Here is a 13137-nt window from a genome sequence, read left to right on the forward strand (position 1 = left end):
TCATGGCATCCTTACCTATCCATCATTTTCCGGTTAGCTAAGACAGTTATGGCCATGAATCCTGAAAACCCGTTGATTTTGGTCGACGGCTCTTCCTACCTTTACCGCGCGTACCACGCTTCTCCTAATCTCACCAATGCAAAAGGTGAACCGACGGGTGCCGTGTATGGCGTAGTCAACATGCTACGCAGTTTGGTGAAGCAGTACCCAAAATCAAATGTGGCGGTGATTTTTGACGCCAAAGGAAAGACCTTCCGCGACGACATGTACAGTGAGTACAAAGCGAATCGTCCGCCAATGCCGGATGATCTTCGCGGTCAGATCGCGCCATTGCACGAGATCATTGAAGCCATGGGCTTCCCAATGATGGTGATCGAAGGCGTGGAAGCGGACGACGTGATCGGTACGCTCGCGACACAAGGTTCGGCGGCGGGTATGCCGATCTTGATCAGTACGGGCGATAAAGACATGGCGCAGCTGGTTGATGAAAACGTCACGCTGATCAACACCATGACCAATGTCATCATGGATCCACAGGGTGTGCATGATAAGTACGGCTTCGGCCCTGAGCACATCATCGATTACCTCGCACTGATGGGCGATAAAGTCGATAACATTCCGGGTGTTCCTGGTGTGGGTGAAAAAACAGCAACGGCCTTGATCGCGGGCATCGGTGGTTTGGATACGTTGTATGACAACCTTGACCAAATTGCAGGCTTAGGTTTCCGTGGCTCTAAAACCATGGCGAAAAAGCTCGAAGACAACCGTGAACATGCTTACCTGTCTTATGAACTAGCAACCATTAAGCTGGATTGTGAATTGCCTGCTCGCCCTGAAGCGTTGATCAATGGCACCGCTGATAACGAAAAGCTGGTGACGCTGTTTACAGAATTGAACTTCAAGCGTTGGCTTGCAGAAGCGCAAAGCGGCAATGCTGGTATTGACTCCGTCGCGGCTGGTGCCTCTTCTTCTGCATCTGCGGGTACTTCATCAACCGCTGCCGCGAAAGACGCTGAATTCTCTGCGGCTGCTATCGATCGCAGCCAATATGACACGGTATTGACCGAAGAAGCGTTCCACGCGTGGATGGACAAACTGCGCGCCGCTGATGTGGTTGCTTTCGATACCGAAACAGACAGCCTGAATTACATGGAAGCTAACTTGGTTGGTCTTTCCTTTGCCATTGCACCGGGTGAAGCGGCTTATGTCCCCGTTGCTCACGATTACCTTGATGCGCCTAGTCAATTGGATCGTGATTGGGTGATTGCTGAAATGAAGGGCTGGCTGGAAGATGCTGGCGCATTGAAGGTAGGTCAAAACCTCAAATACGATGCCAGTGTGTTGGCGCGTTACGACATCAACATGAAGGGTATTGCGTTCGATACCATGTTGGAATCTTACGTGTATAACAGTGTGGCTGGCCGTCATGATATGGATAGCCTTGCCACGCGTTACCTGCAGCATAAGTGCATCAGCTTTGAAGACATTGCGGGTAAAGGTAAAAAGCAGCTAACGTTCAACCAAATTGAGCTGGAGCAGGCGGCTGCGTATGCTGCGGAAGACGCCGATGTGACGTTGCGCTTGCACCTTGCGTTGATTGTCCATCTCAATGGTGATGACAAGCTCAAAGCCATTTTCGAGCAATATGAGATGCCGTTAGTGCCTGTGCTTTCGCGTATTGAACGCCACGGTGTGTTGATTGATAGCGACATGCTTGGCAAGCAATCGATAGAAATTGCAGCACGTTTGGCCGTCCTTGAAAAAGAGACGTTTGAACTGGCAGGTGAAGAGTTTAATCTCAGCTCGCCAAAACAGCTGCAAGCCATTCTGTTTGAAAAAATGGGGCTGCCGGTCATCAAAAAAACACCGTCAGGCACACCTTCAACCAATGAAGAAGTGTTGCAAGAGCTGGCGTTGGATTACCCACTACCAAAACGCATTTTGGAATACCGTGGATTGGCGAAGCTAAAATCCACCTACACTGACAAATTGCCGAAGATGGTGAACCCAGCCACCAAGCGTGTTCACACGTCATATCACCAAGCAGTAACAGCGACAGGACGTTTGTCTTCAACCGATCCTAACTTGCAGAACATTCCAATTCGTAATGAAGAAGGTCGTCGCATTCGCCAAGCCTTCATTGCACCTGCAGGTAAAACCATTCTTGCTGTCGATTACTCTCAAATCGAACTGCGTATCATGGCGCACTTGTCGGGTGATGAAGCGTTAATTGATGCATTCCGACATGGTAAAGACATCCACAGTGCCACTGCTGCAGAAGTGATGGGCATTGATATTTCGGATGTGACGTCTGAAATGCGTCGACGTGCGAAGGCGATTAACTTTGGTTTGATCTACGGCATGAGTGCATTCGGTCTCGCGAAGCAGTTGGGGATTCCACGCGGTGAAGCGCAACAATACATGGAGCGTTATTTTGAACGCTACCCTGGCGTGAAGCAATACATGGAAATCACACGTTTGCAGGCGGCGGAGCAAGGGTATGTTGAAACTATCTTTGGACGTCGATTACACCTGCCAGAGATCAAATCAAGCAATGGTATGCGCCGTAAAGCAGCGGAACGTGCGGCGATTAACGCACCGATGCAAGGTACGGCGGCTGATATCATTAAACGTGCGATGATTTTTGTAGATAGTTGGATTCAGCAGCAGCCTGAAGGACGTGTTTCTCTCATCATGCAAGTGCACGATGAATTGGTGTTGGAAGTCGATACCGAACACCTGCCTGAGGTAGAAGCGATGGTTTGCAGGCTCATGGAGTCGGCGGCAATGCTTGAAGTGCCTTTGATTGCTGAATCAGGTAGCGGTATTAACTGGGACCAAGCCCACTAAAACCGGGCGACTTAGCGATGTTGAATTGGTAAACACTTAAAATTTAACGCGAAAAAAGTCCACGATAGTGGGCTTTTTTTTCGACCCAATGAAACAAGATGAATACATCTCGTGTTCTTTTTTATAATTTTATGAAAAAAAATTACGTAAAGGGTTTTCTTAATCGAACATTTGGTATACAGTTATTCGCGTAGGGTACAGAGGTAAGATGTTCTATCTTTCAGACCTTTTGTTTCACGTTATTGGATTTAGCTGATTCAGCAGCCCCGGTCGATGTATATCGACCGGGGCATTTTTTATGTGGCGAATCCAACCTTTCATTCGTCTCTTTCTATTTCTTTAATTGATTAAATAACAATGATTTAGTCTTGTTTTTCTGTGTGTTGTTGTCTTTGAGTAAACAAAATTAGAGTAATTACTTTAAATTATCAATGTTGACGCTATAATAACCACTGCTTCTTATTCTTAATGTGTAGAGACTCACTGCGGTAGTGTTTAAGACAGTGCATCTCCATGTTGATTCTGGCCGATCTGACTCTCAGTTCGGCCATTTTTTTACCTTTTATTCTGTAACTCAATTCCAGTAATTCTGTAGCCAAAAAACATGTTTGAATCATGATAATTCTTTTAAAAAAATAAGATTTTTTTGGATAACTAAAAACATGATGAATCATAAGGTTAAAAGGCGGAATGAATTAGCTGTCTGTTAAGTAAGGCAAAAAAACAGGTGATGCGGGTGGTGTGGACTTGCGAGGATGAGAATCATTGCTGACACTGATTCTATAACGAATAAAAAAACCTCCTATTTCTCTCCCGTTACCCCACCCATGAGGTGGGGTTTTTATTTGGCGTGCTTATTCCGCAGAATCAACGTCCGCTGGCACTGCGTCAGCGCTGTCTTCAACGTCAGTCTCAACACCGCTTTCATGATATGGGAAGTACCAGCCATCAAGTTTTTTGCGCAGCTTATCTACGCCAACACCTTTGAGTGATGAGTAGAGTTCGACTTCCACATCGCCGCCAAAGTCTTTTGCTGCTTCACGAACTTTCACCAGCTCTGCTTTACGTGCGCCGCTTTTCAGCTTGTCACACTTGGTGAGCAGAGCAAGAACAGGAAGGTTCGAATCTACCGCCCAGAAAATCAGTTGCTGATCGAGCTCTTTCAGTGGGTGGCGGATATCCATTAGCACCACCAAGCCCTTGAGCTGATCACGTTTTTGCAAATATTCCCCAAGGGATTTTTGCCATTTTTTCTTCATTTCCAGGGGGACTTGCGCAAAGCCATACCCAGGTAAGTCAACGATGTGGCATCCCTCATCCACTTTGAAAAGGTTAATTAATTGAGTGCGACCTGGTGTCTTACTCACCTTTACCAGACCCTTATGATCACATAGTCTGTTAATAGAGCTCGATTTACCCGCGTTCGATCTGCCTGCAAAGGCAACCTCGATCCCGGTATCAGCTGGCAGGGCACGAATGTCCGGTGCACTGGTAATAAAGTGGGTATTGCGATAGTTGAGTGAAGGATTCACTGTTAACTCCGTCTCGACTTTATGTAGTCGACTGATTACTTTTATGTGAAATTGTGTAAAATATCCGTGCTCGGTTTTTGCTCAATGATTGTATCATGATGGCGCGAGCATCGTGGTATTGGAAGCTTGATAATTATAAATGGAATGTCATGAAGAAATTAGCGCTATTACTCACCTTACTTGCGAGTTTTACCGTCTATGCACAGGGTGATGCAGAAGCAGGTAAAGCAAAATCAGCCACTTGCGCAGCTTGTCATGGCGCTGATGGTAACAGCCTCATCGCTGCAAACCCAGTTTTGGCAGGCCAGCACGAAAAATATCTTTTGAAGCAACTTAAAGATTTTAAGTTGGGAATGACCTCTGGTGGCGCTCAAGGCCGAAATAACGCCGTCATGGCCGGCATGGTTGCCTCTCTGTCAGAAGAAGATATGTCCGATCTCGCGGCATACTTCGCGGCACAAACACCGAAAGCCGGTAGCACGCCTGAATCGTCAATCCCTGTTGGTGAGCAATTGTACCTCGCTGGTGATAAAGAGCGTGGCATTGCAGCGTGTATTGCCTGTCATGGCCCTCGTGGTAACGGCACGGCACTGTCCGGCTTTCCTAAAATCTCTAGCCAACATGCTGATTACATCAAATCTCAGTTGATGGCATTCCGTGATAAGCAGCGAAACAACGACATGAATGGCATGATGCAAATTGTTGCATCTAAGCTCTCCGACAAAGAGATTGAAGCGATTTCTCTTTATGTTGGCGGTTTGCACTGATCACCATCCTGATGCCGTAATCTGGCATTGAAAGGTTAAGTTATCAAAAAGGCAGCGAGAGCTGCCTTTTGTCTTTCTGAGCATTTTTCCTGTTTGCGTGTAAGCGATCGACCATTGTTAGACGCGTCATACGCGCGAAAAAATGACAGACTTTATTTTTTTGTTCTACATTTCAGGTAGATATTTAATTTCCCCAAAAATGGGTAGTGCGTTTTGTGAAACATGACCTGTTTTGTTTTCGAGAGACTCGTAAACTTATCTATGTCGACAGGGAACACGACACGGAATGGACCATCAGGACGATGACGCAGGGTGCGTAGCGGACAAACGGATACTGGCTCTGGATGAGCCTTAGAAAGAACAGGATGTTTTGTTGTCAGGATGACAAGCGGTGTGAAGGAATAACGCCGATAGGACACTCTCTGGACGAGAGAATGACACCCGCCAGGATGGTGGAGACAACAGGATGTTGACGAGCAAAATTCAAATAAAAACGGCAGGAAGCCCTATCACAAAAGGAATATTGTTCACCGGGAAGTGGTGTTACTGTTAGGGATGAAAACGGTAAAATCCGTTCTTTAGAACGCTATAGAGCGACAGGCCTTGCCTGTCGCTTTTTTCTTATCCATCTTTCTGATACATTTCCGCCATTCACTTTGGTGTAGAAATCTCCAATGACCCTTGATTGCCCGCTTTGTCAGTCGACCCATGTCGTCGATTTTGAGCAGGATAAACGTCGTCGATATTTCCGTTGTGACCCTTGTTCACTGGTTTTCGCCGATCCTGCTAGCCGACTTTCACCGGATGAAGAGAAAGCGCATTACGACCTGCATGAGAATTCGGCGGAAGATGAAGGCTATCGCCAGTTTCTGAGCCGCATTGCCATGCCACTGAGCGAAAAGCTCGGTATGGCCTCTCAGCGAGGCTTAGACTTTGGTTGTGGGCCTGGTCCTGTGTTGGCCAGCATGCTGGCGGATAAAGGGCATACAATGTCGATTTACGATCCGTATTTTTCGCCTGACACCACGGTGCTCGAGACGCAATACGATTTCGTTACCTGCACCGAAGCGATTGAACATTTTTACTTGCCTCACAAGGAATGGAGACAGTTACTGAGTCTGGTTAAGCCTGGAGGCTGGTTAGCTATCATGACCAAGCTCGTTATTGATGCTGACGCGTTTAAGCGCTGGCATTACAAGAACGATCCAACCCACGTGAGTTTTTTTAGTCGCGAAACGTTCTGCTTTTTGGCAGATCGTGATGGTCTTGACGTGGACTTTGTTGGTAACGACGTAATTTTACTGAGGAAGAAAAACGAATGACCCGCAAGAAGAAAGCACGCAAAGTCGGCTCTGAAGGTCCTGCACAATACAATGACCGTTCATTGAGCAAAGATGACGTTGCGTCATTGGCACGCAAACGCGCAAACCGTCGTAAAGGTTTGAAAGCGGGCTCTCGCCATTCTGATGGTAAAGTCGAAAAGCAACGCCAAATCAACGCAACAAGAGACCCTCGTTTGGGTAGCAAAAAGCCTATCGCATTGATTGTTGAGCAAAAGCCACATCCAAAGTCAGCAGAAGGTAAAAAGGTTCGTCGCCTAGATGCTGCAAAAGAATTGGACATGCTTGAAAACGATGCACAACTAAATGTGTTGTTAGACCGTATTGAAAATGGCGAGAAGCTCGGTGCAGGTCTGCAGTCTTACGTTGATGAGAAACTGGATCGCATTGAAGCGTTGATGGCACAGCTTGGCTTGCTGGAAGAAGAGCAAGAAGAAGCGCCAGTAGAACAGCCAAAAGGAAAGAAATCGCGCCGCGGCGACGATGATTTATTGGCTGAGTTTGAAAACCTAAAATTCGATCAGGAGTAAGTGTTGGAGACTCTTCCTTTAGGTGTTGTGGCGCTTGGCGGCGTCATTGTTCTTGGGTTAGCAAGTTATGCCGGTTGGTTGTTGTCGAAACTTCGTCGACAAACTCGCTTTCAGGCTGCGCAACAAAAAGCGGCGATTACCCAAAGAAACAACAAGATCATCGAAAGCGTTGATGTGATTGCGATGGCAACATTGCAAGATCAATGCGATTTGTCAGAAGCGGCGATCCGTCTGTTTATGATCATGGATCACCTACAGGGAGAAAAGCGTGTGGATTACCCGACGCGCTTTCCTGCGCTTTATGAATTGTATGACGTGGTTAAGGACATGCCACGTGGTGACGCCCGAAAGGCCATCCCGAAAAAAGAAAGGATGCGTCATGATTTAGAGCGCATGAAAACGGAAACTCGTCTTCAGGATGCGATCAAAATCGAACTCGAAGAAATCCTCGCTTTTACTGGTGCCAAGATGACACCTATTCGGACGTTAGCGAGCTGATCGCTACGATCAGTCCAGCAAAATTGCCGTTGAGCAGCGAGATTGATTCATCTGACACCGGAGAGTGTGGCAAAATAATACTCTCCGGTTGTTCATATTGGGCGAAATATACATGTCAAAACAGCAAATCATTTGGGATCAGAGTCTGATCGAGAAGTACAACTACTCAGGCCCTCGTTATACCTCCTATCCAACCGCGCTGGAATTCCATGAGGTGTTTACCGCCGCGGAATTTGACATGGCATGTACCCAATACCCAGAGAGAAACCTGTCTCTCTACGTTCATATCCCTTTTTGTCATACGCTTTGCTACTACTGTGGCTGCAATAAAGTCATTACACGACATCAGCACAAAGCGGATGCGTATTTGGATGCGCTAGAGCAAGAAATCCGCCAGCGTGCGTATTTGCTGCATGATCGCAACGTGACACAGCTTCATTGGGGCGGCGGCACGCCAACCTTTTTGACCAAAGAGCAGGTCTCTCGATTGATGGGGCTGCTTCGCCAAGAATTCCAACTGGATGACAATGCTGAAATCAGCATCGAAGTCGATCCGCGCGAAATCGAGCTGGATATGCTTGATCACCTGCGCAGTGAAGGCTTTAACCGTTTAAGTATTGGCGTTCAGGACTTTGATAAAACCGTACAGAAAGCGGTGAACCGTGAGCAGGATGAAACCTTCATTCGTGACATGGTGTCGCGTGCTAAAACCTTGGGCTTCCGCTCAACCAACCTTGATTTGATTTATGGCCTTCCACACCAAAACGGTGAGACATTTGCGAAAACCCTGTCGCAAGTGCTTGAGATGAAGCCGGGACGCTTGTCTGTTTTCAATTATGCGCACCTACCATCGTTGTTTGCTGCTCAGCGTAAAATCAAAGATGAAGATTTACCGTCGCCACAAGTGCGTTTGTCCATGTTGGAGCAAACCATTGGTACGTTGACGAGTGAAGGCTACCAATTCATTGGTATGGATCACTTTGCGTTGCCGGATGATGAGCTTGCTGTGGCACAGCGTGAAGGAAACCTTCACCGCAACTTCCAAGGCTACACCACGCAAGGCGACTGTGATTTGCTGGGTTTGGGTGTGTCAGCGATTTCCATGATTGGTGATTGTTATGCTCAAAACCAAAAAGAGCTGAAGAAATATTACGGCCAAGTGGAAGAGCAACGTCATGCGCTGTGGAAAGGCGTCATGTTAGATGGCGACGATTTGTTGCGCCGTGAAGTCATTAAATCGCTGATCTGTAATTTCTATCTTGATAAGTCCGAGATTGAAGGCACCTATGACATTGAATTCGATAAGTACTTCGCTGAAGATTTATCGCTACTTCAGTGCTTCGTTGATGATGAGTTGGTGGACGTGGATGCGACAAGCATCAAGGTGACGCTGAAAGGCCGTTTACTGATCCGCAATATCTGTATGTGTTTTGACACCTACCTTCGCGATCGTGCACGCCAGCAGCAGTTCTCTCGAGTGATTTAATGTGATGAGTGACTGAAGGTGATCGCTACGCGAGTTAGCGAGATCACCAAAGACAAAAACGAAAAAAGCCGCTATCGCGGCTTTTTTCGATCTGGCGTTATTGCTTTGCGCTTACGCGCCGCTGCCTAGGCTGAATACAGCCAGTACCACAGCGAGAGCTGCCGCGGCCAGTTGACCTGGGCCCGCTGCTGCCATTTCATTCAGTGTAAATAGTGCGTCGAACATGAGCGTTTCATCCGGCGTGTTAAAAAATCGGCGGCATTGTACGTCAGCTTCGCTCAAAAAAACACCAGCAATTTGCTGGTGTTTTTTATAACGCTTAACCCTGACAGGCCTACCGTGCAGGGTGCTGCCATCAACGCATTGTTTTACATGCGTTTACGCGCGAGCGTGTGCTTTTTGCCTTTAGCGCTGCTTTTTCACTGGCGGACAAGTAAGCGATCTCGAGACCATTTTCTTGCAGCTGAATGATTTGCGCTTGGCTCAAACCTGCTTGAGGCGCAGCCACGTCATATTCGTGTGGCAGTTCAATACCAGAGACCGCAGGGTCATCGGTGTTTAGTGATGCCAAGATGCCATGCTCAAGGAAGGCTTTCACTGGGTGAGTTGCGAAGCTCTCGACAGTGCTGGTTTGCACGTTTGACGTTAGGGCGGATTCGATACCAATGCGGTGCTTGGCAAGGTAATCCATTAAGCGTGGATCTTGGATGGCTTTTACGCCGTGACCAATGCGGGTCGCGCCTAATTCGTTAATGGCTTGCCACATGCTTTCAGCGCCTGCAGCTTCGCCCGCATGCACGGTGACATTGAGTCCTGCTTTGCGTACTTTTGCGAAATGGTCGTTAAATTGCTCACCAGGCTGGCCAAGTTCATCACCGGCCAAATCAACGGCGACGAGGTGCTGTTTGAGTGCCAATAACGCATCCAATTCTTGCATGCAAGCGTCCACACCGAAGGTGCGGCTCATGATGCCAATCAGGTTGGTTTTCACGCCGAAATCTTGGCTACCGGCTTTTACACCGTCAATCACGGCTTCAACCACGCCTTGCACGGGCAGGTTATGCTTCATGGCCATGTAGTAAGGAGAAAAACGCAGCTCAGCGTAATCAATGCGGGCATTCAATGCGTCTTCGACATTCTCGTAAGCAACACGGCGCACCGCGTCTAGATCGCCAAGTACAGCGACACCCCAATCCAATTTGGACAGGAAGCCAACCAAATCAGGTTCGTTAGACATCACTTGTACGTGTGGACGAAGTGTTTCGATGGTGGTCGCAGGGAGCGCCATTCCGAACTTCTGACCCAGTTCCAAAATGGTATTAATACGAATATTGCCATCAAGGTGACGGTGAAGGTCCGTCAGTGGAAGGTGGGTTGCGATCATAGCCAAATATCCTTAAATCAACTTTTGAGAAGTATAAGGACTAAAAATAGGCGCGTCAGTAGATTGGTGAAGACAAACCACTCGATTGAGCGGTTTTGTTGTCAATGTTAACCAAAGTTGTTGATTTATTGCTCAGCGATAAAGAACCCAACCTATTCATCATGCGTAAGGGCGGTGACTGCCCTTACGCGAATAAGCTCATCGGTGAGTTTAAGGGATGTGCAGTTCTTTGAGTTTACGCGTCAGTGTGTTGCGCCCCCAACCGAGCAGTTTTGCAGCCTCTTGTTTGTGGCCTCGCGTGTGGCTGAGAGCCTCTTGTAACAAGATGCGCTCAAATTCAGGCAAAGCCTCTCTGAGCAGGTTGTCATCGCCGTTACCCAACGAATGCTTCGCCCACTGCGAGAGCGCAGATTGCCAACCGCCACCTTCGCCTTCTTCAAGGGTATCGGTCGGTTGCAGCAGTTCTGGCGGAAGGTCTTCGGGCAAAATTTCTTTGCCACTGCCCATCACGGTAAGCCAGCGACACGTGTTCTCGAGCTGACGCACGTTGCCCGGCCAAGCGAGGCCTGAAATGAGATCGAGCGTGCTGGCATGCAGCGATTTCACCTCGATATCGAGTTCGTCGGACGCACGCTTGAGAAAATGCTTGGCGAGCTGTCCGATGTCTTGGCGGCGTTCTCGCAGCGGGGGAAGGTGAACGCGAATAACGTTCAGGCGATGGAATAAATCTTCACGGAAGCTGCCTTCTGCCACCAATTTTTCGAGGTTTTGGTGCGTTGCGGCGATAATACGCACATCAACGTTAATCGCTGAATGCCCACCGACACGATAAAACTGCCCGTCCGCCAATACGCGCAGCAAGCGGGTTTGAATATCTAACGGCATGTCGCCGATTTCATCCAAAAACAGCGTGCCGCCATTGGCTTGCTCAAAACGGCCTTGGCGAATGCTATTCGCCCCAGTAAATGCGCCTTTCTCATGGCCAAACAATTCAGATTCAATCAAATCTTTCGGAATGGCCGCCATGTTCAAGGCGATAAACGCATTCTTGGCGCGTGGGCTATGACGGTGCAAGGCATGGGCAACTAACTCTTTGCCTGTGCCCGATTCACCGTTAATCAAGACGGAAATGGAGGAGCGGGATAAACGGCCGATGGCACGAAACACTTCCTGCATTGAGGGTGCTTCACCAATGATCTCCGGCACGGTTTCTTGTGATTCACGCGGAGAGCGCTGACGTTTTTGCTCTTGGCTGTGGGAAACAGCACGCTCAACCAAGGCAACGGCTTCGTCAATGTCGAAAGGTTTCGGCAAGTACTCGAATGCGCCTTTTTTGTAGGCACTCACAGCTGCGTCGAGATCCGAGTGTGCGGTCATGATAATGACGGGCAGGGTTGGGTATTCTTCTTGAAGGCGATTGAGCAGGGTAAAACCGTCTGTTCCCGGCATACGGATGTCTGAGACCAACACATCGGGCACTTCTCGGTTTAAGCCTTCTAACACGCTGTCTGCATCTGCGAACGTCTCACAGGCCAAGCCAGCGGCGTTTAGCGTGCGTTCTAATACCCAGCGAATTGAGCTGTCGTCATCAACGACCCAAATTAATCCTTTGCTCATGAGCTCCCCTTAGCGACGAATTGGTAACAAAATGGTGAAGGTGGTATGCCCCGGCCAGCTGCTGACATGAATGTTGCCTTTATGCTGATCAATGAGGTTTCGCGTAATAGAAAGGCCTAGCCCAGTGCCGCCAGCGCGTCCTGATACCATGGGGTAAAAGAGCGTGTCTTGAAGATCGGGGGCAATACCCGGGCCGTTATCCGAAATATCAATGCGGGCGGCAAGACGATGGCGCTGCCCGTTAATGACCACTTGATGTTCGGTACGCGTTCTAAGTGTGATTTCACCTTCGTGGGTGTTTAGTGCGTGCAGTTCTTGCAGTATTTGTGCGGCATTGCTGACCACATTCAGTATGGCTTGTTCCATCTGATCGGGGTCCATCTCTAGGTCGGGCAAGCTTGGGTCGTAATCTCTGACAATGGATATATCGCCAGATTCGAGTTCGACCAATTGGCGCACTTTCTCCAAGATGACGTGAATGTTCTCGTGTTGGCGATGTCCGGGTTTTTGTGGCCCCAATAAGCGATCGACCAAGTTCCGTAGCCGGTCAGCCTGTTCGATGATGATGCGCGTATATTCGTGCAGGCTTGGGTCCGGCAGCATTTTCTCCAGCAATTGCGCCGCGCCGCGTAAGCCCCCAAGTGGGTTTTTGATTTCATGCGCGAGGCCACGCACTAATTCTCGAGCGGCTTGCTGCTGGGCTTGCTGGGAGAGCTCTTTGCTGATGCGACGTTGATGCCCAATGGCTTTGATCTCAAGCAGCATGGATGGGCTGCGTTCCCACATTAATGGGCTCGCACTGAATTCGACTTTCCGCTGGTGGCCATCGATAACAAGTGTGACATCGCTGTCCGTGAGGCTTTGTCCGTTCTCGAGGGTTTCTTTGACCTGCACTAAATCGATGGAGCTGTGTTGCAGTAACTCTGTCAGAGGGTGATCGCGCAGGCGACGTGCACTTTGGCAGAACAATTGCTCAGCCGCAGGGTTGGCATAGGCCACGACAAGCTCGTTGTCGAGCACCAGCACTGCTGTGATCAGGTTGTCCATTACAGTTTCGGTCAGAGTAGCCACATCACCTTCCTAGTTTGAATGCACCATATTGGTGCATTCTAGTTTACGCGATAGTGCGTTGT

General features: G+C 48.6%; 11 protein-coding genes. 7 read left to right on the forward strand and 4 right to left on the reverse strand.

Going from position 1 to position 13137, the window contains the following annotated elements; genetic code table 11:
* The first annotated feature begins 48 nt into the window (after positions 1-48).
* Positions 49-2850, forward strand: coding sequence for a DNA polymerase I (polA, locus tag BCT27_RS14495; RefSeq protein WP_102396096.1), 2802 nt, complete (start codon positions 49-51; stop codon positions 2848-2850).
* Positions 2851-3058: 208 nt separating this feature from the next.
* Complete coding sequence (gene spfP, locus BCT27_RS26065) at positions 3059-3106, forward strand: small protein SpfP (protein ID WP_438356882.1); 48 nt, start codon at positions 3059-3061, stop codon at positions 3104-3106.
* 598 nt (positions 3107-3704) lie between these two features.
* Here the strand turns inward: spfP and yihA are convergent.
* A complete protein-coding gene (gene yihA / locus BCT27_RS14500) occupies positions 3705-4382 on the reverse strand; it encodes a ribosome biogenesis GTP-binding protein YihA/YsxC (RefSeq protein ID WP_102319044.1) in 678 nt (225 codons plus the stop codon).
* Between the two features lie 149 nt (positions 4383-4531).
* On the opposite strand from yihA, the gene BCT27_RS14505 reads away from it, so the two are divergent.
* From BCT27_RS14505 to hemN, 5 genes are all read left to right on the forward strand, one after another.
* On the forward strand, positions 4532-5149 hold the full coding sequence (locus BCT27_RS14505; protein ID WP_017011975.1) for a c-type cytochrome: 618 nt from the start codon (positions 4532-4534) through the stop codon (positions 5147-5149).
* 674 nt (positions 5150-5823) lie between these two features.
* The gene (locus BCT27_RS14510; protein ID WP_102391558.1) at positions 5824-6471 is read left to right on the forward strand and encodes a class I SAM-dependent methyltransferase; all 648 of its coding nucleotides are present in this window, start codon (positions 5824-5826) and stop codon (positions 6469-6471) included.
* On the forward strand, positions 6468-7019 hold the full coding sequence (gene yihI / locus BCT27_RS14515; protein WP_102391557.1) for a Der GTPase-activating protein YihI: 552 nt from the start codon (positions 6468-6470) through the stop codon (positions 7017-7019). Before BCT27_RS14510 ends, yihI begins: the two co-directional genes overlap by 4 nt.
* Positions 7020-7517 (forward strand): DUF2489 domain-containing protein, encoded by a 498-nt coding sequence (locus BCT27_RS14520; RefSeq protein ID WP_102319047.1) that lies wholly within the window; start codon positions 7020-7022, stop codon positions 7515-7517.
* Positions 7518-7629: 112 nt separating this feature from the next.
* Positions 7630-9003 (forward strand): oxygen-independent coproporphyrinogen III oxidase, encoded by a 1374-nt coding sequence (gene hemN / locus BCT27_RS14525; protein ID WP_102391556.1) that lies wholly within the window; start codon positions 7630-7632, stop codon positions 9001-9003.
* A gap of 355 nt (positions 9004-9358) precedes the next feature.
* Here hemN and add read toward each other — a convergent pair whose 3' ends face one another.
* The 3 genes from add to glnL all read right to left on the reverse strand — a co-directional run bounded on the left by add (position 9359) and on the right by glnL (position 13051).
* The gene (add, locus tag BCT27_RS14530; RefSeq protein ID WP_102396097.1) at positions 9359-10387 is read right to left on the reverse strand and encodes an adenosine deaminase; all 1029 of its coding nucleotides are present in this window, start codon (positions 10385-10387) and stop codon (positions 9359-9361) included.
* A 210-nt stretch (positions 10388-10597) separates the two neighbouring features.
* Entirely contained in the window at positions 10598-12004 is a 1407-nt protein-coding gene (gene glnG / locus BCT27_RS14535; RefSeq protein WP_102391554.1) for a nitrogen regulation protein NR(I), read from the reverse strand.
* 9 nt (positions 12005-12013) lie between these two features.
* Positions 12014-13051, reverse strand: a complete 1038-nt coding sequence (gene glnL, locus BCT27_RS14540) for a nitrogen regulation protein NR(II) (protein WP_017012490.1) — start codon at positions 13049-13051, stop codon at positions 12014-12016.
* Positions 13052-13137: the final 86 nt, after the last annotated feature.

This window comes from Enterovibrio norvegicus (genome assembly GCF_002876705.1).
Taxonomy (GTDB): Bacteria; Pseudomonadota; Gammaproteobacteria; order Enterobacterales; family Vibrionaceae; genus Enterovibrio; species Enterovibrio norvegicus_B.

What these genes read in the sequence shown, in the direction of transcription:
- polA (WP_102396096.1), top strand. Translation starts at nt 49, where the DNA reads ATGGCCATGAATCCTGAAAACCCGTTGATTTTGGTCGACGGCTCTTCC.
- glnL (WP_017012490.1), bottom strand. Translation starts at nt 13,051, where the DNA reads ATGGACAACCTGATCACAGCAGTGCTGGTGCTCGACAACGAGCTTGTC.
- add (WP_102396097.1), bottom strand. Translation starts at nt 10,387, where the DNA reads ATGATCGCAACCCACCTTCCACTGACGGACCTTCACCGTCACCTTGAT.
- BCT27_RS14510 (WP_102391558.1), top strand. Translation starts at nt 5,824, where the DNA reads ATGACCCTTGATTGCCCGCTTTGTCAGTCGACCCATGTCGTCGATTTT.
- yihI (WP_102391557.1), top strand. Translation starts at nt 6,468, where the DNA reads ATGACCCGCAAGAAGAAAGCACGCAAAGTCGGCTCTGAAGGTCCTGCA.
- hemN (WP_102391556.1), top strand. Translation starts at nt 7,630, where the DNA reads ATGTCAAAACAGCAAATCATTTGGGATCAGAGTCTGATCGAGAAGTAC.
- BCT27_RS14505 (WP_017011975.1), top strand. Translation starts at nt 4,532, where the DNA reads ATGAAGAAATTAGCGCTATTACTCACCTTACTTGCGAGTTTTACCGTC.
- glnG (WP_102391554.1), bottom strand. Translation starts at nt 12,004, where the DNA reads ATGAGCAAAGGATTAATTTGGGTCGTTGATGACGACAGCTCAATTCGC.